Source organism: Brevundimonas sp. (assembly GCF_035626975.1).
In the GTDB taxonomy this organism is placed as follows: Bacteria; Pseudomonadota; Alphaproteobacteria; order Caulobacterales; family Caulobacteraceae; genus Brevundimonas.
Map to the genome: position 1 here is coordinate 1 of NZ_DASPMQ010000046.1, position 18,504 is coordinate 18,504.

Sequence of the window (18,504 nt, forward strand, 5' to 3'; positions counted from 1 at the left end):
ATGGGGAGGTGAGGACGGGTTTCACCTCCCCACCCCGTGGGGAGGTGGCCGGGCCGCGATCAGCGGGCCGGACGGAGGGGGCGGCGCGGGCGTCGACAAGCTGTTTGCTCATCACTTCCGGCCGGCGCCGCCCCCTCCACCGCCGTTCTGGCGGTCCCTCCCCATCTGCGATGGGGAGGTGAGGACGGGTTTCACCTCCCCACCCCGTGGGGCGGTGGCCGGGCCGCGATCAGCGGGCCGGACGGAGGGGGCGGCGCGGGCGGCGACCCGTTGGCCGCCCCCTTGCGGAAACCGCCGCCCGGCGCATCATCCCCCGGTGAAACCCCTGTCCTGGATCCGTCTGCACCGGGCGCTGGCGCTGGCGCTGGCTGTCGCGGCGTCGAGTCTGGTCTGGCCGCTGTCCGCGAGCTGGCTGTCGCGGCTCGCCCTGGGATGGGACCTGGGCGTGGCGCTGTTCCTGGTCGAGAGCCTGGCCAAGGTGGCGCGGGCGCGCACGACCGACGGGATCCGCCGCCATGCGGCGGCGCTGGACGAGGCGGGGCCGGCGGTGCTGCCGCTGGCGCTGGTCGCGGCGCTGGCCAGCGTGGCGGTGGTGATCGGCGAGGCGGCGCGGGCGGCGGGGGGAACCGCGGACGTGACGACGGCCACGCTGGCGCTGGTCACGGTGGCGCTGTCATGGATCTTCACCCATGTGATCTTCGCCTTCCACTACGCCCACGCCTGGTACGCCCCGGCCGCGGGCGGCGACGCCGGCGGGCTGCTGTTCCCGGGCGGCGAGGAGCCCGACTATTGGGACTTTCTGCATTTCTCGCTGATCATCGGCGTGGCGGCGCAGACCGCCGACGTGCAGATCATCAGCAAGCGGTTGCGGCGCATCTCGACCGTGCACAGCGTGACGGCCTTCGTGTTCAACACCGTGATCGTGGCGCTGTCGGTCAATCTGGCGGTGGGGTTGCTGGGACGCGGTTAACCTGAAGAGGCGTCGGCCGGTCGCATACGACCGGCCTCCACGCCTTGACTTGGCCGCATTGAAAGCCCAGTTACGCTGCGTCGCACAATTGCGATTACCGGTGCGCTCCAGCGCGTGTGGGTCTTCAGAAGCCGAAGACCTGACTGTAGCAGCGGCCGGCCCTCAAGATTCATTCGCTGCCCGGACACGCGGGGCGGCGCCCGATCCACCCCGCCGGCCCCATTCAGGGGCTCGTTCGGGACTGGCGGTGCGCGGCCTTACCGGCGTTGAGCCATGGCTGTTGCGCGCCGCCGCACGCGAAAGAAACGTTCCAAGTGAGCAACAAGACCTTCGACACCATGGGCCTGAATCCGGCCCTCCTCCAGGCGCTGGCCTCGGAAGGCTATACGACGCCGACGCCGATCCAGGTCCAGGCCATCCCCGACGTCATGGCCGGCAAGGATCTGCTGGGCATCGCCCAGACCGGCACCGGCAAGACCGCGGCCTTCGCCCTGCCGATCCTGCACCGGCTGGCTGCCAACCGCACGCCGCCGGTGCCCCGCACCTCGCGGGTGCTGATCCTGTCGCCGACCCGCGAACTGGCCAGCCAGATCGCCGAAAGCTTCAAGACCTACGGCAAACACCTCGGTTTCCGCGTCGCCGTGATCTTCGGCGGCGTGAAATACGGGCCGCAGGAGCGCGCGCTGCAACAGGGCCTCGACGTCCTGGTCGCCACGCCCGGCCGCCTGCTGGACCATATGCAGCAGAAGACGCTGGACCTGAGCCGCACCGAGATCTTCGTCCTCGACGAGGCCGACCAGATGCTGGACCTCGGCTTCGTCAAGCCGATCCGCCAGATCGTCAGCCGTATCCCGGCCAAGCGCCAGAACCTGTTCTTCTCGGCCACCATGCCGACCGAGATCGGCAAGCTGGCCGGCGAGCTGCTCAAGGACCCGGTCAAGGTCCAGGTGACGCCGCAGGCGACCACCGTGCAGCGCATCAACCAGTCGGTGATCCACATCGAACAGGGCCGCAAGCGCGCCCTGCTGACCGAGATGTTCTCGGACGCGACCTTCACCCGCTGCCTGGTCTTCACCAAGACCAAGCACGGCGCCGACAAGGTGGCCGCCTATCTGGAGGCCGGCGGCGTCGAGGCCGGCGCCATCCACGGCAACAAGAGCCAGCCGCAGCGCGAACGCACCCTGGCCGCCTTCAAGGCGGGCAAGCTGCGGGTGCTGGTGGCGACCGACATCGCGGCGCGCGGCATCGACGTCGACGGCGTCTCGCACGTGGTCAACTTCGAGCTGCCGTTCGTGCCCGAAGCCTATGTGCACCGCATCGGCCGCACGGCCCGCGCCGGCGCCGACGGCACGGCGATCAGCTTCGTGGCCGGCGACGAGATGAAGCTGCTGCGCGACATCGAGAAGGTCACGCGCCAGAAGATTCCGGCCATCGACCGCCGCAACGACAAGGCCCTGGGCCTGCTGGACGCCTCGATCATGGCGGCCGGCGTCGGCTCCAAGGCGACCATGCCCGACCGCGAGGAGCGCGACGGCCGGGGACGCGGCGAGCACCGCAACCGCAATCCGCGCCGCGACGGCGTCAAGCTGGAAGGCGGCGGGCAACCGCACCGCGTCCGCAAGCCCGGTCCGGGCCGCGACGTCCGGCCGACGCCGGAGCGCGCCTTCGATCCGCTGGCGCGCGAGCGTCCGCGTCAGTCGAACAACGACCCGCGGCATGGCGGCGGCGGGAGCGGCGCAGCCGTGGCCGTGGCGGCCAAGCCGGACGGCGAGATCAAGCGCCGGCCGCGCCGCCGGCGTCCGTCGAACGGCGGACAGGGCTACGCCAAGGCCTAGGTCTTCCGGTTTCTGAACGTCATGACGCCCGCCGGAGAAATCCGGCGGGCGTTGTCGTGCGGGGTCAGATCGTCGGGTCGCGGACGGCCCAGCCGGTCATGCCGGGCAGGTTCTGGCCGCCCACGGTGGTGGCCGACTCGCCGTCCTCCGCGACGGTGAACAGGACGCTGGCCCCCACATTGATGATCACCGTCGCGACATTCCCCTCCTCCGTGCAGGCGGTGACCTGCTGGATGTAGGAGCCGCCGTAGGGGGCGGACGGGTTGGACGGGGGGAACGGGGTGGGCCCGGCGGTGGCGAGGATGGTTGCGCCGACCACGCCGGAGCGGAAATCGAGAACGCTGACGCCGGCCCGGGCGGGGTCGCCGCCGTCGATGTAGTGGACCCAGCGGGCCCCGGCGAGCTTGTCGCACGGCCCGGCGGCGGCGGTTCCGGCGGCGCCCAGAAGGGCGGCGACGGCGATTACGGCGGCGGATATTCTGATCATGGCTGGGTTTCTCCCGGCGGGGCGGTCCGGAAGCCCGGCCTGATTATCTGCGCGGACGAGATCGCCCCGGCCGCCGGAACGGCGAGACAGGAGCCCACCTATCCGGGAGTTCGTCAACCAATGGTTTTTCATCCGGCGACGCGGAGGGCGAGCCGCATCGACTGGCGACGGCCGTAAGCCACGCTGCGCAAAAGCCATTCCGCCGGACCGATCGAGAACCGCCGCAGGTAAAGCAGGCTGAACAGGGCCTGGAACACCCAGACCCCGACGCAGACGCCCCACAGCTGGGCCCAGCCGAGACGATCCCACAGGCCGAACCCGTAGAACAGGATGGCCGCGATCGCCGACTGGCCGAGGTAGTTGGTCAGGCCGAGGCGGCCGATGGCCCTGAAGCCCTGGCCGATCCGGCCGAGCGCGCCCGCCTTCCACAGCAACAGGACAAGGCCGAGATGGCCGATGGTCATGGCGAGGCGATCCAGCTGGTAGGTCGCGCCGGTGATCCAGACATCGGGCCTGAAGCCGTTGTTCCAGTCGGTCACGGCCTCCCAGATATTCAGCGGCAGGCCGACCGCATATCCGCCGGCGGCCATCAGGGCGTAGACGCGCCACGAGCGCTCGCCGGTCAGCACGCCAAGCTTGAACAGGGCCATGCCGATGAGCATGAAGGCGGCGGACTCGACAAGGATGTCGATCAGCAGGCCGGCCACCACCACCTGCGTCCACCAGGTCCAGCTCCAGCCCATCACCGACAGCCAGCCGCCGGTGCGCTGCTCGCGCTCCCGGGCCGCGCGGGGCGACTCCGTGGTCTGGCGTTCGAGCGCCCGCGTCCAGTTTCCGGCCTTCTCCCGCTCCGCCTCCGACAGGATGCGCCCGGCCGCCTGCGCCTCGGCGAGGACGCGCGCCTCCCGCATCTCCAGGGCGTGGGGCCGGAGGTCGGCGATCCCCTTGGCCGACAGGGCCAGCAGGAGAACGCCCGCGAGAACCAGCAGGGTGCGGGGACGGGCCTTGCGGAACACGAACAGGAACAGGCCGGTGACGCCGTACATAAACAGGATGTCGCCCGGGAACAGGAAGACCAGCACATTGGCCAGGCCGAAGGCCATCAGCATCAGGCACCGGCGAAAATAGACGTCCGCCGTGTCGGCGCCGTCGCGCCGGGTCATCAGCAGGATGCCGGTCCCGAACAGCAGGGTGAACAGGCCCCGCATCGTGCCCTCGAAACCGACCGACTGGACGAACCAGACGGTCCAGTCCGGGGAACCGGCGACCGCGGGCAGGGCCGGACGGCCTGCGCGGCTGCTGCCCATCAGCATGATGTTCATCAGCAGGATGCCGCACAGGGCGAAGCCGCGCAGGACATCCAGGACCTCGAGCCGGTCCTGCGGCGCCACGGGCGCTGAAAGCTGGTCGGTCATGCCGCTCCCCCGGGATCGGAACCAGACTAGCGGGTGTTCGCGGCGACGCCAACGCGAACGAAAAACGCCCGCCGGGTCACTCCGGCGGGCGTTTCAGTCCGTGGATTGCCGGCCGGTCAGGCGGCGACGGTGACCGGGGCGGAGGATTCCGACGGGTCGCGCAGCACGTAGCCGCGGCCCCAGACGGTCTCGATGTAGTGTTTGCCGCCGGCGGCCGTGGCCAGCTTCTTGCGCAGCTTGCAGATGAAGACGTCGATGATCTTCAGCTCGGGCTCGTCCATGCCGCCGTAGAGGTGGTTGAGGAACATCTCCTTGGTCAGGGTCGTGCCCTTACGCAGGGAGAGGAGCTCCAGCATCTGGTATTCCTTGCCCGTCAGGTGGACGCGGTGACCGTTCACCTCGACCGTCTTGCCGTCCAGGTTCACGGCGATCTCGCCGGTGTGGATGATGGCCTGGGCGTGGCCCTTGGAGCGGCGGACCACGGCGTGGGTGCGCGCGATCAGCTCGTCCTTGTGGAAGGGCTTGGTCATGTAGTCGTCGGCGCCGCCGCCGAAGGTCTTGACCTTGGTCTCGATCTCCGAGGAGCCCGACAGGATCATCACCGGGGTGTTGACCTTGCCGACGCGCAGCTGGCGCAGAACCTCGAGGCCGTTCATGTCGGGGAGGTTCAGGTCAAGCAGGATCAGGTCGTAGTCATAGATCTTGCCGAGGTCGATGCCTTCTTCGCCGAGGTCGGTCGTGTAAACATTGAAGCCTTCCGACTTCAGCATAAGCTCGATGCTCTGCGCGGTCGCGTGGTCATCTTCGATTAGCAGGACGCGCATTGATGCCCTCCGAGGCATAGCTTGACGATAAATGAAACTGTCCCGTTTCCGGGTAACCTTGTTCGAACGTTAACCAGCGAAAACCTTAAGAAAGGTTAACGGGAGATCGAGGCGAATCGTAGGCTGATTTGCGAATCGGCGTCGAGAGTCCGAGTCAAGACGGTGATCTTTTTCTGGCGATTTCCCGTCCCCGCCCCGGGGATACGTCCGATTTCGACGGATCGTAGACATATATTCCTATCACGGACGCCGACGACGAGGGCGCTCCGGCGACGATGGGAGAGATCAGGTGGAAGAAGCGTATCAGGTGCCGGTCCGGGAAGCGGACAGGATCAAGGCGGGGCTGGCCCTGCAGCTGGTCGCCGCCTCGACGGGCGTGCCCAGGGAGCGGATGGAGACGCGGGCGCGACTGGAGGGCAGGGCCTGCCGGGCGCGCTGGCTGGCCATGTATCTGGCCTATGTGACGTTCGGCTGGCCGATGGACCGGGTCGGGCACGCCTTCGGGCTGAACCGGGCGACGGCGGCGGCGGCGTGCCGCTGGGCCGAAGACGGGCGGGACCGCTCAACCTTCGACGAGCTGCTGGAGCGGCTGGAGCGGTGCGTGAAGGACCTGCTGGAGGCGCCGTCGTGCGAGCTGCCGGCGTGAGCGGTGAGCCGGGACGGGCCCGGCGGCTGCTGGCGCGGCCGGGCGGCTGGATCGAGGCGACGGCGGGCGGCGGCTACGTCCTGCGCATCGGGGCGGACCGGCGGACGCGGCCGATGATGACGATCGACGAGGCGGGCTTCCGGCGACTGATCGGGGATCCGGGGCTGCGGGCGCGGCCGGGCGGCGGCTGGATCGCGCGGCGGGCGGGGGGTCCGCCGGCGCCGGCGCCGGCGCCGGGCCGTCCCGGGGTCATCGAAGGCGTGCGGGCGGTGATGGACGGCGACGGACGGATGCAGACGCATCGCGCCAACCTGGCCTGTTCGCCCATCGCCTGGCTGGCCGGGCGACGCGACGCGACGGGACGGCCGTGGATCGAGCGGGCCGAACGGGCCGCGGCCGAGCGGCTGGCGGCCGACGCCGAGATCGCGCTGGCCGGCCCTTCCCTGACCATGCGCTGGGACGCCCTGCCCCGCTCGGGCGGGGGCTCGGCGGCGCGGGTCGAGCCGGGCGACCGGGCCCTGGCGGCGGCGCGCCGGGTCGAGGCGGCGCTGGCGGCCTGCGGGTCCGCGCGGGCGATGGTCGAGCTGGTCTGCCTCCGCGCCAGCGCCCTTCAGGCGGCCGAGCAGGGGCTGGGCCTGCGCCGGCGGACGGGCAAGGCGATGCTGAAGGCGGGCCTGCGGGCGCTGGCGGCCCACTACCGGATCGGCTGAGGTCAGCCGGCGGCCAGGGCCGCCTCGCGGATGCGGCCGACCATGGCGTTCAGCCCGTTGGCGCGCTGCCGCGTCAGGGCCGACGGCAGGCCCAGCCGGTCGAGGGCGGCGCGGGCGTCGAAGGCGAGGATCTCGGCCGGCGTCCGGTCGGAATAGAGGCGGAGCAGCAGGGCGATATTGCCCTTGGACAGGGCGCTGTCGCTGTCGGCCAGGAACCGCAGCCGGCCGCCGTCGCGCCGGACGGCCAGCCAGACCTGGGCGGCGCAGCCCGGCACCTTGTTGGCCTCGACCCGGTCGGCGTCCGGAAGGGGCTCCAGATCCTTGCCCAGCTCGATGACGTATTCGATGCGCCCTTCCCAGTCCCCGAGAAGGTCGAACTCCTCGACCAATTCGGCGAGGGTGGCGTCGATCGGGACGTCGATGGCGGCGGCGGAGGTCATGGAGGGCAGATAAGCCGCCACGGCATTAACAACAACCGCCGCGTCGCTCCCCAGAAATCCGCCGTTCCGGCCCTTCGGGGCTCTCCTCAGAAGGGTGCGCGCTTTTGGCGACTCGCCCGGAGGGCTAGGCTCTTCGCCCGGGCGTCCCTGTCGGGTCGCCTCCAGCTTCCGGTCCATAGCCACCCTTGACCCTGCCCGCCGACATCGCCGCACCGGAGACGCCGACCGGCCGCCGGTTGCGCGGCGACCGCGCGGGGCTGGCCGCATGGCACGCCGCCTGGGCCGTGGCCGCGGCGCTGCTGGCGCTGGGCGGCCGCTGGCTGGGCGGGGTCGAGGGACCGGTCTTCTACGCCGTGCTGGCCATGGTGGTGCCCGGCGTGACGGGACTGAGCCTGCTGCAGAACGACGGACCGCGCGAACGGATGACGCTGCTGGGCCTGTGGGGGCTGTCGGCCCTGGTCGCGGCGAGCCTGTCGGGCGGGCTGACCGGGCCGCTGGCCGGCTTCATCTTCCTGCCGCTGGCGGCGGGCCTGGCCCTGGGCGGGGTGCGGCCGGTTCAGGCCGGCGCCCTGGCGGTGGGCGTCGCGGCGCTGGCCGGGCTGTTCTCGGCCTGGCTGGGCGGCCCCTGGCCGCATCTGCCGGTGCTGACGGCGATCTCCGCGGTGCTGACGGCGGGGGCGGCCGCGCTGGCGGTGCGGCTGTCGTGGCGACAGAACGAGGAGCGGATGGCCGCGGCCGAGATCAACACCGCCAAGATCGGGCGCCTGCTGATGGCGCAGCCGGGGCTGACGCTGGTGCTGGAGCGCTCGGGTCGGGTGCTGGCGGCCTATGGCGCCCCCCCGCCCGCCCTGCCGGTCGATCCCCTGTTCGAGCAGGGGCTGGTCGCGGCGGTGCACGCCCCCGACCGTCCCCGCCTGCTGGCCGCCATCGACCGGGCCCTGCAGGGGCTCGACGCCGCGACCACCTTCGCGCCGAGACTGGCGCTGGACCGGCGGGTGCAACTGATCCTGAGGCGGCTGGACGGCCCCGAGTACGATGCGCCCCGGCTGATCGCCCAGGCCTTCGACGGCACCGGCCAGTACGCCCGCGAACTCGGGCTGGAGGCGGCGCGGGGCGAGGCCGAGGCGCGCGAGGCGGGCAAGACCCGCTTCCTGGCCAATATGAGCCACGAGCTGAGGACGCCGCTCAACGCCGTGCTGGGCTTCTCCGACATCATGCGCCAGCGGCTGTTCGGGCCGATGCCCGAACGTTACGCCGCCTATGTCGACAATATTCACGAGGCCGGCGGCCACCTGCTGGATCTGATCAACGACGTGCTGGACGTGTCCAAGATCGAGGCCGAGCGGTACGTGCTGACGCTGGAGCGGTTCGACGCCCGCGAGCTGGTGTCGGCCGCGATCGCCCTGGTGCGGGTCACGGCCGAAGAGAAGGGCGTGACCCTGACCGGCGTGCTTCCGGCCGAGCCGGTCGACGTCTCGGCGGACAAGCGCGCCATCAAGCAGATCGCCCTGAACCTGCTGTCCAACGCCGTGAAATTCACCCCGGCGGGCGGCGCCGTCACCGTCACGGTCGAGGCGATCGGCCCCTATCTGGAGATGGTGATCGCCGACACGGGCGTCGGCATTTCGCCCGAGGATGTGCGCCGGCTGGGCCGGCCGTTCGAGCAGGCCGGCGCCATCGAGCAGCGCCGCCAGGGCACGGGCCTGGGCCTGTCGCTGGTGCGCGCCTTCGCCGAACTGCACGGCGGGCGCATGAGCATCGAAAGCACCCTGGGCGAAGGCACGGCGGTGACGGTCCGCCTGCCGGTGGCGCAGGCGGCCCGGGCGGCGGCCCCGGAGGGCGGGGCCGAGATCATCGCCCTGCCGGTGGCGGGCGGGAAGTAGGGGGACGCCGCCCTGCCCTTCCCCCTCCGTCATCCTCGGGCTTGACCCGAGGATCAGACGTGGGGGCGAGCTGTGCGTTAGAGACGGCCCGGCGAGCGTGACCGCAAGACTTCTGACGCAGCACCGGACGGTCTGGCCCTCGGGTCAAGCCCGAGGGTGACGATCCAGGAAGGGGTTGAGAACCTCAGCCGTCGATATCCAGCCCGAGGGCCAGCCGGCCGGTGTAGCGGAGCTGGGGCTTCTGCTGCAGCGGATGGAAGCGGGCCCCCTGCACGTCGCGGAACGCGCGCTCGATGCCGAGGTCGCGGTGGAAGGCGGCGCCGCCGGCGACTTCCAGGGCCAGCTCCACGGTGCGGATCGACGCCTCGCCCGTCAGGGTGCGGCCGATCATGGCCTGGCTGGTGCTCTCCGGACCGGGCGCGCCGCTTTCGGCAAGTCGGATCATCCGCTCGAGCGCGCCCCCGGCGGCGGCGAAGGCGTTCTCCATCTCGCCCACCAGCTGGAACAGGCCCTCGTCGGCCGGCCGGCGCCGGGCGACCTCGAGCGCCCTGGCCCGCGCGCCCTCGGCCACGCCGAGATAGGCCGAATAGATCAGCGGGAAGGCCAGCATGCTGATGGCGTGGAACAGCGGATGCCATTTGCCCTGGGGCCGCCGCCCGGCGATGGCGGCGTCGGCCACGAAGACCTCGTTCAGTTCGACGTCGTGCGAGCCGGTGCCGCGCATGCCCATGACCCGCCAGGTCTCGCGGATGGAGACGCCGTCGGCGGAGAACGGCACGCCGAAATGCAGCACGGTCGGGCCGGCCTCGGGATCGTCGTAAACGGCGCTGGTCATCAGCAGGTCGCCGGCGAGGCAGCCGCTGGAGAAGATCTTGCGGGCGGTGATGCGGAAGCCGCCCTCGACCTTGACGGCGGTTCCGGCGCTCTTCAGCCAGTCCGTGCCGCCGCTGGAGACCAGCACCAGGTCCTCGGCGGCGACACGCCGGAGCAGGCCTTCGGTGGGAGCGTTCTGATGCTTCCAGCGCCACGCCGCGACGGCGACGAGGTGCGAATGCATCGAGTAGGTCAGCGCCGTCGAGCCGCAGGCCGAGCCGAGGCGACGGATAACCGCGGCGAGCTCGGCATAGTCGGCCCCTCCGCCGCCCAGCTCAGCGGGGACGTGGGCGCCGAAGAAGCCTTCGGCCTTCAGCCGCGCATAGTTTTCGGCGACGAAACTGTCGTCGGCGTCGTGCCGGGCCGCGTTGCCCGCCAGCAGGGCGCAGACCGCGTCGGCGCGGGCCAGCCAGTCGATCGGGGCCGTCTCAAGGGCGGCTACAGGAGAAATGGACATCGAACACCCTCGTCTGATCCGTGTGAGGACAATGGTGTGACGGGTTGGCCCCGCCGTCTCCAGTTCAACAACTGAATCGGGGCGCTACAGATACTGTACTGTCTGACGCGCCCGATCGGCGTTATCCTGCGCCTCTTCGAGGGAGGATGCGATGGCCCAGGGAAGCTATCGGCAGTTCTGTCCGGTCGCCATGGCGGCCGAGGTGTTGAGCACGCGGTGGACCATCGTGCTGCTGCGGGAATTGCTGGCCGGATCGACACGGTTCAACGACCTGAGACGCGGCGTGCCGAGGATGTCGCCGGCCCTGCTGGCGCAGCGGCTGAGGGACCTGCAGGAGGCGGGGGTGGTGGCCAAGGTCACCAGCGCGTCGGGGGCGGTGGAATACCGGCTGACCGAGGCGGGCAAGGAGCTTCAGCCGATCGTCGAGGCCTTCGGCATCTGGGGGCAGCGGCGGGTCAAGGCGGACGTGTCGCTGGAGCATCTCGATGTCCAGCTGCTGATGTGGGACATGCACCGCAATCTGGACACCACGCCGATGCCGCGCCGACGCGTGGTGATCCAGTTCATCTATCCCGAGCTGCCGGCCAGCCAGCGGAACGCCTGGCTGCTGGTCGATCCGGAAACCGGCGTGGACCTCTGCACGGCCGATCCCGGCTTCGACGTCGATCTGTATGTCAGCGTCGACCTGCGCACCATGACGGCGATCTGGATGGGTCACGATACCGTCCGGCGGGCGCTGGACGAGGGGCGGATGGTGTCGACCGGCGACGACAGGCTGGCCGCGGACATGCAGACCTGGCTGGGCCTGAGCCCGTTCGCCCGCTATGCGCCGGGATTCAACGCCCCTTCCGTCGCTGCATGACGAAGCCGATGACCTTGGCCGCCGCTTCGAAATGCTCGCGCGGGATGGTCTCGTCGACGTCGACGGCGGCGTAGAGGGCGCGGGCCAGGGGGACGTTCTCGACGATCGGCACGGCGTGTTCCCGGGCCACCTCGCGGATGCGCAGGGCCAGGGCGTCGACGCCCTTGGCGACGCAGACCGGGGCCGCGTCGCCGGTGTCGTAGCGCAGGGCCACGGAATAGTGGGTCGGGTTGGTGACGATGACCGTGGCTTTCGGCACGTTCTGCATCATCCGCTGGCGGCTGCGCTGGGCCCGGATCTGCTTCAGCCTGGCCTTCACGTGCGGGTCGCCCTCGGACTGTTTGTAGTCCTCCTTCAGCTCTTCCTTGGACATCTTCATCCGCTCGGCGAAGCGGAAGCGCTGCCAGATGTAGTCGGCCCCGGCGGTGAAGCCGAGGAAGACCAGGGCCGAGACCATCAGGGCGATGGCGAGGTCGCGGGTGAACGGCAGGATCAGGGCCGGCGACATGGCGGCGAGATTCTCGAGCTCGCGCACGTGCGGCTTGAGCACCAGCCAGCAGATCAGGCCGACGGCGATCAGCTTGAGGAAGGTCTTGATGAACTGGACCAGGCCGTCGGGGCCGAAGATGCGCTGGAAGCCCTTCAGCGGGCTGACCTTCGACCAGTCGGGCTTGAGTTTCTCGGCCGTGAAGATCAGGCCGGACTGGGCCAGGTTGCCGCCAGCGCCGCCGAGGATGGTGGCCAGCATGACGGCGCCGAGGAAGGGGGCGACGGCCCACAGCGCCTGGGCCCCGATCTCGATCCCGGCGCCGGTCTCGAGGCCGCCGGTCATGGCGTGCGGCTCGGCGATGAAGGGCAGGAGCTGGCCGGCGATGGAGGTGGCGAACCAGCCGCCGGACATCAGGATGACCGCGGCCGCCCCCATCAGGGACAGGGCCGAGGCCACGTCGGGCGACTTGGCGACGTCGCCCTTTTTCCTCGCGTCCGCGAGTTTTCGCGGGGTCGCCTCTTCTGTTTTCGACTCGGGATCGGGCGCGTCAGCCACCGGCGCCCCCCGCGAAAACACCGGCCAGGGCGCGGTAGCGGTCGATGAAGACCGTTCCCATCACGCCGAGGCTGAGGGCGAAGACCGACAGGCCCAGGATGATGCTGAGCGGGGCGGCGGCGAAATAGACCTGGAAGGCGGGCATGACGCGGCCGACGAGGCCGGACGCCAGGTTGAAGATGATGGCGAAGACCAGCACGGGCGCCGACAGCTGGATGCCCAGCATGAAGGCGTCGCCGAGGGTCTTGATGGCCAGGGTGGCGAAGTCGCCGGTGACCAGCGGCCGGACGGGCGCGATCAGCTCATAGGAGCCGACCAGGCCGGCGATGAACAGGTGGTGGGTGTTGGTGGCGAAGATCAGGGTCGTGCCGAGCAGCATCAGGAAGGCCGAGATGGTGCTGCCCGGCTGGGCCTGCATCGGGTTGGCGGTCTGGGCGAAGGCCAGGGTGGTCTGCAGCGCCACCACCTCGCCAGCGGTGGCCAGCACGGTCAGGAAGCTGCGCAGCAGGGCCCCGATGGCCAGGCCGACGATGACCTCGCGGATGATCCAGCCGGCCATGCCCCCCAGGGTCTCCGGCAGGGGAGGCAGGCTGCCCGAGACCACCGGCCACAGGGCCAGGGACACCACCAGGGCCAGCGACAGGCGGATGCGCGGCGGCACATAGCTCTCGCCCACGCCGGGCAGCATCAGCAGGACCGCGCCGATGCGCGCGAAGATCATGGCCCCCTGCCAGACCTGGTCGGCGGTGGCGTAGGGCTCCACTGGCTACATGCCGGCGATGCGCGCGGCGATGGTCCGCATGAAGCCGCCCAGCAGGGAGCCCATCAGCGGCAGGAACAGCAGCAGGGAGACGAAGATGGCGATGATCTTGGGGGCGTAGACCAGGGTCTGTTCCTGGATCTGGGTCAGGGCCTGGAACAGGCCGATGACCACGCCGACGACGAGGCCGACGATCAGGATGGGGGCGCACAGCTGGATGGTCAGCCACAGGGCGTCGCGGCCCACATCCAGAACTTCCGCGCCGTTCATCAACCGCCCCGAATCACGCCCTGGCCCGCCGGGCCGCACTGGGCAGAAAGTGCCGGGAGTGTGGTTAACGAGGCGTTAGCGGAGCTGTTGTTCGCAGCAGCCCGCGGCGTGGTAGAACAAGGCGTGACCTACCCACCGACCTATGATCTCCCGCCCCCGGTTATCGCCACCCTGGGGCCGCTGAGTGCGGCCCTGCTGCGCGACGAGCCGGACCAGCAAGCCGCCCGGCGATGCGTTGAGGCGCTTGAGGCGTTGCCGCCTTCGAAGGTCGACAGCGTCTACTCGGCCCTCGGGGTGTGGGTGAGCATGCTCGAATGGGTGGACGCGCCCTTGCCGAAACGCCGCCGCAACATGTTCGGCTGGCCGGTCGGTGCGCCGGTGGACACCGCGACCTGGAGGCCCCGCCAGCCGAACCGCAGCAAGGCGCTATCCCAGCTGAAGCGAATCCCGGGACTGGACGTCATCTTCCTGTTTTGCCCGGACGGGTACATTCGCGAAGCGGCCCTGAAGCAGCTGGTTTCCACCCGGAGCGCCTTCGTGCTCACGGCGGTCGCCTATCGGCTCAACGACTGGGTTGGACCCGTGCGGTTGGCCGCGCAGGCCTGCGCCATGCGAGTGTTCGCGTCGGCGCCGGTCGATGCGGTCGCCGAGGCCGCGCTCTTTCTGACGCAACGCAAGTCCTTCTGGCGGCGGGGCGAGGCGGAGATCGCCCTCCTCGATGAGGCCTTTGCACGTCCGGACGTGGTCGAGGCGCTGGCGGGGCTGATCCTCTCCGGCCGCTCGGGACTGGTCAGCAGGGCGTTCAGTCACGTCCTCGCGCGAGACCTGCTGGATCACCGACTGGTGGAATTCGCGACCCGGGCCGAGAATCCCGCCGTTCGTGTCATCGCCGCGCGCACGCTGATCGAGGGCAAGGCCTCCCGGCGGATCGGGTATGACCGGCAGTGGATCGACAAGACCTATAATCTGAGCCGGCGCGTTCCCCGTTTCGCCTCGCGCCCGATCCACAGACCACAGCCGGTTGAGGCCCTGATCGCGCTGACCGCTCACGACCGGTCGGCGGCGGTCAGGCGCGTGGCCGCCGAGGGTTTGGTGCGGCTCAGGCGGGATATCGAGACCCCCGGCCTTCTGCTGGCGATGCTGAAGGACGACCGTTCGGCGTCCATCCGCCGGCGCATCCAGTTCGTGGCGGACGATCTTGGACTGGAACTCTCGCCGGCTTCGCGGTCTAAGGGCGCATAATCGACCTGACACGCTTGTCAGCCCCAGGATGCCGCCATGGAAGACGCCCGCCCCTCCCCTGATCATGGCCACGCTCACGCCCACGGCGAGGACTGCGACGGCAGCTGGGTCGAGCGGGAGGCGCTGGCGCGGGCGGCGGGAACGCCGCTGCCGAAGCGCGGCGGGAAGCGGCCCGAGATCGACCTGCCGGGCGAGGACGAGGTGCGGGCGGCGGTGCGGACGCTGATCCGCTGGACCGGCGACGATCCGGAGCGCGAGGGGCTGGTCGACACGCCGGACCGGGTGATGCGCAGCTATCGCGAGATGTACGCCGGCTACGACGTCGATCCGCGCGAATACCTGGAGCGGACCTTCGAGGAAGTCGGCGGCTATGACGAGCTGATCGTGCTGAAGGACATCCGCTTCGTCAGCGTGTGCGAGCACCACATGCTGCCGGTGATCGGCAAGGCGCACGTGGCCTATCTGCCGACCGACCGGGTGGTCGGCATCTCCAAGCTGGCGCGGGTGGTGCGGGGCTATGCGCGCCGGCTGCAGATCCAGGAAAAGATGACGGCGGAGATCGCGCGCGCCATCCAGGAGGTGCTGAAGCCGCAGGGCGTCGGCGTGGTGATCGAGGCGGAGCACAGCTGCATGACGCTGCGCGGCGTCAACGCGCCGGGCACGAGCCTGATCACCAGCCATCTGGTCGGGATGATCCGCGACGACGCCCGGACGCGCGAGGAGTTCCTGCGGCTGGTTCGCGGCTGAAACAGATGGTGACCGAAATACCGCCGCTATTCAGATAGTTCGCCTGTTTATTGTCACGCTTCGACCCTAGCGGGGCGGCGTGACCGTAGCCTCGACTCCCTATCTTTCCTGGTTGAGTTCCGCTCTCGCGCATCCCCGTGTCCGCCATCCGGCCAGCGCCGGGCGGCGCGCCGTTCTGGGCTACGCCACCGGTTACGCGGCGGCCGACCTTGAGCCGTTCGTGCGGTCGCTGCGCGCCCATTTCGACGGCGCCGTCGCCCTCTACGTCGACGACCGGCCGGACGTCGCCGACCTGCTGGACCGGTATCAGGTTATCGGCGAACCGCCCCTGCCCCGCGACGCCTGGGCGCCGCACCCGGTCATGGAACGGTTCGCCGCCTATGACCGATGGCTATCGAGCCGGCCCGCCGTGACGGAGGTGCTGCTGACGGACGTGCGCGACGTGGTGTTCCAGGGCGACCCGTTCACCCGACCGGCCACCCGCCTGGAAGTCTACAGCGAGGGACAGGGCGGGCTGGCGGGTCATGCCTTCAACATGAAGCATATGCGCGCGGTGGCCGGCGCTCCGCTGGCGGACGCCATCGCGGACAGGCCCAGCCTTTGCGTCGGCACTATCTGCGGCCCTGCGGTGGAGGTCGGCCGTCTGTGCCGCACCCTGCTGATGCTGGCCGCGATTCCGAGGTCGGAGGTGGGCGGGGCCTTCGGCGCGGATCAGGCCGCGTGCAATCTGGCGGTCCACCTGGGGCTGGTCGATGCAGACGTCCGTCCCAACTACGAACGGGTCGCCACCATCGGCGATGTGCGGTCGGCCGGGCTGCACGTCCGCGACGACGGGCTGATCCTGAACCCCGACGGCTCGATCAGCCCGGTGGTGCATCAGTACGACCGGCACCAGCATCTGGCGGATGCTGTAAGGGGTCGTTGGGGCCGCCCGGACCACTGCGTCGCCCGCGGCCGCCGCAAGACCTTCCGCGACCGGCGTCGACGACTTGCCGCCTCGATCAACCGCCGGCTGCCCGAACTCCGCTGAGCCTCACCGCCGCCGGCTCTTGACGATGATCGCCACGATGATGATCAGGAAGGCGAGCAGCCGCAGCAGGTAGAACGGGCTCTGCTCCTCCCGGGGCACCTCGAGCAGGGTGGTGAGCAGCGGCGTGGCGGCCATCAGCAGGAAGGCGGCCGCAAAGGCGAGAAACAGGCTGTCGGCGGTGCGGCGCCAGAACTTGAGGAAGAAGACGGCCGCCAGGGCGTAGCCCATGATGATGGCGCCGCTGGCCACGAGCGGGAGGTTCAACGGTCCACCTCCCAGATGAAGCCGTAGAGCAGCACTCCGACCGCCGCCAGGGACGTCACCTGCCGGGCCAGCGACAGGTCGATCCCCGGCAGGACCACCATGTCCAGCACGACCAGCAGATTGTTGATCGCCAGCAGCGAGAAACAGGCGGCGCTCCACAGCAGGAGCGGCTGCCGCGACCGGCCGTACGACCGGATCAGCAGGGCCGCGCACAGGGCGCTGGTCAGCAGACACAGGCCATAGACGGCCCCCGGTCCCCACCCCGTCACGACTTCCACCCCCCAAAGCGGAACGAGTCCGCGAAACCCTTCAGCGCGTCGGACCGGCGCCGCGTGATGGTGTTGACGACGGCGACCGGACGCTCACGGTAGGCGGCTTCGAGCTCGTCGCAAAGGGCCGTGAGCGTCGGGGACGCCGGCGCATACCGGACGCCGTCGCCCTCGCCGCGGATCAGGCCGGCGCGCTGAAGGACCGCCAGACAGTCGTTCACCAGCGGCCCGCTGGCGCGCAATTCCGCGACCAGCCGATCGGGAGCCCAGCCGACATCGGGGTTCCGGCGCAGGAACAGAAGGGTCTCCAGCGCCCACACCGAAGGCACGGCGCTCTCGATGAAGGCCGAGAGGTCGGCGCTCAAGGGCGGCGGCGGCGTATTCACGCGCGCGGCGCTCGGTCTGACCGGGGCGACATGGCGCCGGACCCTAGCGTCACACCGCCAAATGGCAACGCAAGAGATTCACCACACTGCCCGGGAACCAAGCCCCCGCTCGGTGGTTTGTCGCAATTGGTTCGGGGGAAGCAGCGCCATGCGGTGATCGGAGCCAGGGAGTCGGTCGACGACGGTCGAGCCTCCCTGTCGCCGCGATCGATGGGTCCTGCACCTCCGGATTAAGGGTCGAACCCGCTCCGAAGGTGAAGAATGTCCGTCGCCGCCCTGGCTCCCGAACCCGCTCTCGACACGCGCCAATTGCTCGCCGCCTTCAGGGCCTTCAGGCGCGGCGACTTCTCGGTCCGGCTGCCCGGCGACCTGACCGGCGTCGACGGCGAGCTGGCCGAAGCCTTCAACGACGTGGTCGAGCTGAACGACCGGATGAGCCGGGAGTTCAGCCGTCTGGGCGAGGCCGTCGGGCGGCAGGGCAAGATCAACAACCGGGCGCGGGTGCCGGCGGCGACGGGCTCCTGGGCCGCCAGCGTGGACGCCGTCAACACCCTGATCGCGGACATGGTGCACCCGACCGCCGAGATGGCGCGGGTGATCGGGGCCGTGGCCAAGGGCGATCTGAGCCAGACCATGGACCTGGAGAACGAGGAGCGACCGCTGCGCGGCGAGTTCCTGCGCATCGGCCGGGTGGTGAACACCATGGTGGGGCAGCTGGGCTCGTTCGCCTCGGAAGTGACCCGGGTCGCGCGCGAGGTCGGCACCGAGGGCAAGCTGGGCGGTCAGGCGAACGTGAAGGGCGTGGCCGGCGCGTGGAAGGACCTGACCGACAACGTGAACTTCATGGCCGCCAATCTGACCGGACAGGTGCGCAACATCGCCGAGGTGACCACCGCCGTTGCGAACGGCGATCTCTCGCGAAAGATCACGGTCGACGTACGGGGCGAGATCGCCGAGCTGAAGACGACCATCAACACGATGGTGGATCAGCTCAACTCGTTCGCTGCCGAGGTCACGCGCGTGGCACGCGAGGTCGGTACCGAAGGAATGCTCGGCGGTCAGGCCGAAGTGAAAGGCGTCAGTGGCACC

The 18,504-nt window shown here is 70.0% G+C and carries 21 protein-coding genes; 10 read left to right on the plus strand and 11 right to left on the minus strand.

The features are described 5' to 3' along the window. The first annotated feature begins 316 nt into the window (after positions 1–316). Both VEB62_RS12560 and VEB62_RS12565 read left to right on the plus strand, forming a co-directional pair. Entirely contained in the window at positions 317–970 is a 654-nt protein-coding gene (locus VEB62_RS12560) for a DUF1345 domain-containing protein (RefSeq protein ID WP_324800132.1), read from the plus strand. A gap of 338 nt (positions 971–1,308) precedes the next feature. Then, positions 1,309–2,805 carry a DEAD/DEAH box helicase gene (locus VEB62_RS12565; protein WP_324800185.1) on the plus strand — a complete coding sequence of 499 codons (1,497 nt, stop codon included), beginning with the start codon at positions 1,309–1,311 and terminating at the stop codon, positions 2,803–2,805. 64 nt (positions 2,806–2,869) lie between these two features. Here VEB62_RS12565 and VEB62_RS12570 read toward each other — a convergent pair whose 3' ends face one another. The 3 genes from VEB62_RS12570 to ctrA all read right to left on the minus strand — a co-directional run bounded on the left by VEB62_RS12570 (position 2,870) and on the right by ctrA (position 5,531). Continuing rightward, a complete protein-coding gene (locus VEB62_RS12570; protein ID WP_324800133.1) occupies positions 2,870–3,292 on the minus strand; it encodes a hypothetical protein in 423 nt (140 codons plus the stop codon). Between the two features lie 128 nt (positions 3,293–3,420). Further along, positions 3,421–4,707, minus strand: coding sequence for a DUF418 domain-containing protein (locus VEB62_RS12575; protein ID WP_324800135.1), 1,287 nt, complete (start codon positions 4,705–4,707; stop codon positions 3,421–3,423). Between the two features lie 116 nt (positions 4,708–4,823). Continuing rightward, a complete protein-coding gene (ctrA, locus tag VEB62_RS12580; RefSeq protein ID WP_324800137.1) occupies positions 4,824–5,531 on the minus strand; it encodes a response regulator transcription factor CtrA in 708 nt (235 codons plus the stop codon). A 289-nt stretch (positions 5,532–5,820) separates the two neighbouring features. Between ctrA and VEB62_RS12585 the strand changes: the two genes are divergently transcribed. Continuing rightward, positions 5,821–6,177, plus strand: coding sequence for a chromosomal replication initiator DnaA (locus tag VEB62_RS12585; RefSeq protein WP_324800139.1), 357 nt, complete (start codon positions 5,821–5,823; stop codon positions 6,175–6,177). Continuing rightward, positions 6,174–6,887: a DUF6456 domain-containing protein gene (locus tag VEB62_RS12590; protein WP_324800142.1), complete on the plus strand. Its 714-nt coding sequence runs from the start codon at positions 6,174–6,176 to the stop codon at positions 6,885–6,887. Before VEB62_RS12585 ends, VEB62_RS12590 begins: the two co-directional genes overlap by 4 nt. Before the next feature lie 2 nt (positions 6,888–6,889). Here VEB62_RS12590 and VEB62_RS12595 read toward each other — a convergent pair whose 3' ends face one another. Further along, positions 6,890–7,327 (minus strand): SufE family protein, encoded by a 438-nt coding sequence (locus tag VEB62_RS12595; protein WP_324800145.1) that lies wholly within the window; start codon positions 7,325–7,327, stop codon positions 6,890–6,892. A gap of 185 nt (positions 7,328–7,512) precedes the next feature. Here VEB62_RS12595 and VEB62_RS12600 point away from each other — a divergent pair, with 185 nt between their 5' ends. Continuing rightward, positions 7,513–9,210 (plus strand): sensor histidine kinase, encoded by a 1,698-nt coding sequence (locus VEB62_RS12600; protein ID WP_324800148.1) that lies wholly within the window; start codon positions 7,513–7,515, stop codon positions 9,208–9,210. Positions 9,211–9,394: 184 nt separating this feature from the next. Here VEB62_RS12600 and VEB62_RS12605 read toward each other — a convergent pair whose 3' ends face one another. Next, positions 9,395–10,540, minus strand: coding sequence for an acyl-CoA dehydrogenase family protein (locus VEB62_RS12605; RefSeq protein WP_324800151.1), 1,146 nt, complete (start codon positions 10,538–10,540; stop codon positions 9,395–9,397). 151 nt (positions 10,541–10,691) lie between these two features. On the opposite strand from VEB62_RS12605, the gene VEB62_RS12610 reads away from it, so the two are divergent. After that, on the plus strand, positions 10,692–11,402 hold the full coding sequence (locus VEB62_RS12610) for a winged helix-turn-helix transcriptional regulator (protein WP_324800153.1): 711 nt from the start codon (positions 10,692–10,694) through the stop codon (positions 11,400–11,402). Here the strand turns inward: VEB62_RS12610 and flhB are convergent. The 3 genes from flhB to fliQ are packed head-to-tail and all read right to left on the minus strand — an operon-like array spanning position 11,377 to position 13,480. Then, the gene (flhB, locus tag VEB62_RS12615; RefSeq protein ID WP_324800156.1) at positions 11,377–12,447 is read right to left on the minus strand and encodes a flagellar biosynthesis protein FlhB; all 1,071 of its coding nucleotides are present in this window, start codon (positions 12,445–12,447) and stop codon (positions 11,377–11,379) included. The two genes, VEB62_RS12610 and flhB, sit on opposite strands and share 26 nt — an antisense overlap. Then, the gene (gene fliR, locus VEB62_RS12620; RefSeq protein WP_324800159.1) at positions 12,440–13,210 is read right to left on the minus strand and encodes a flagellar biosynthetic protein FliR; all 771 of its coding nucleotides are present in this window, start codon (positions 13,208–13,210) and stop codon (positions 12,440–12,442) included. Before fliR ends, flhB begins: the two co-directional genes overlap by 8 nt. Before the next feature lie 3 nt (positions 13,211–13,213). Then, positions 13,214–13,480, minus strand: coding sequence for a flagellar biosynthesis protein FliQ (gene fliQ, locus VEB62_RS12625; protein ID WP_324800162.1), 267 nt, complete (start codon positions 13,478–13,480; stop codon positions 13,214–13,216). A 57-nt stretch (positions 13,481–13,537) separates the two neighbouring features. Here fliQ and VEB62_RS12630 point away from each other — a divergent pair, with 57 nt between their 5' ends. The 3 genes from VEB62_RS12630 to VEB62_RS12640 all read left to right on the plus strand — a co-directional run bounded on the left by VEB62_RS12630 (position 13,538) and on the right by VEB62_RS12640 (position 16,496). Continuing rightward, positions 13,538–14,719: a hypothetical protein gene (locus VEB62_RS12630; RefSeq protein ID WP_324800164.1), complete on the plus strand. Its 1,182-nt coding sequence runs from the start codon at positions 13,538–13,540 to the stop codon at positions 14,717–14,719. A gap of 36 nt (positions 14,720–14,755) precedes the next feature. Further along, positions 14,756–15,466, plus strand: a complete 711-nt coding sequence (gene folE, locus VEB62_RS12635; RefSeq protein WP_324800167.1) for a GTP cyclohydrolase I FolE — start codon at positions 14,756–14,758, stop codon at positions 15,464–15,466. 112 nt (positions 15,467–15,578) lie between these two features. Continuing rightward, positions 15,579–16,496, plus strand: coding sequence for a hypothetical protein (locus tag VEB62_RS12640; RefSeq protein WP_324800170.1), 918 nt, complete (start codon positions 15,579–15,581; stop codon positions 16,494–16,496). Positions 16,497–16,499: 3 nt separating this feature from the next. On the opposite strand, the gene VEB62_RS12645 is transcribed toward VEB62_RS12640, so the two are convergent. From VEB62_RS12645 to VEB62_RS12655, 3 genes are read right to left on the minus strand one after another with little or no spacing between them, the layout of a single operon-like run. Continuing rightward, positions 16,500–16,760: a DUF5985 family protein gene (locus VEB62_RS12645; RefSeq protein ID WP_324800173.1), complete on the minus strand. Its 261-nt coding sequence runs from the start codon at positions 16,758–16,760 to the stop codon at positions 16,500–16,502. Continuing rightward, positions 16,757–17,029, minus strand: coding sequence for a DUF5985 family protein (locus VEB62_RS12650; protein ID WP_324800176.1), 273 nt, complete (start codon positions 17,027–17,029; stop codon positions 16,757–16,759). Before VEB62_RS12650 ends, VEB62_RS12645 begins: the two co-directional genes overlap by 4 nt. Continuing rightward, positions 17,026–17,415, minus strand: coding sequence for a hypothetical protein (locus tag VEB62_RS12655; RefSeq protein WP_324800179.1), 390 nt, complete (start codon positions 17,413–17,415; stop codon positions 17,026–17,028). Before VEB62_RS12655 ends, VEB62_RS12650 begins: the two co-directional genes overlap by 4 nt. Before the next feature lie 261 nt (positions 17,416–17,676). On the opposite strand from VEB62_RS12655, the gene VEB62_RS12660 reads away from it, so the two are divergent. After that, on the plus strand, positions 17,677–18,504 hold an 828-nt coding region (locus VEB62_RS12660), incomplete at its 3' end, for a HAMP domain-containing protein (protein ID WP_324800182.1).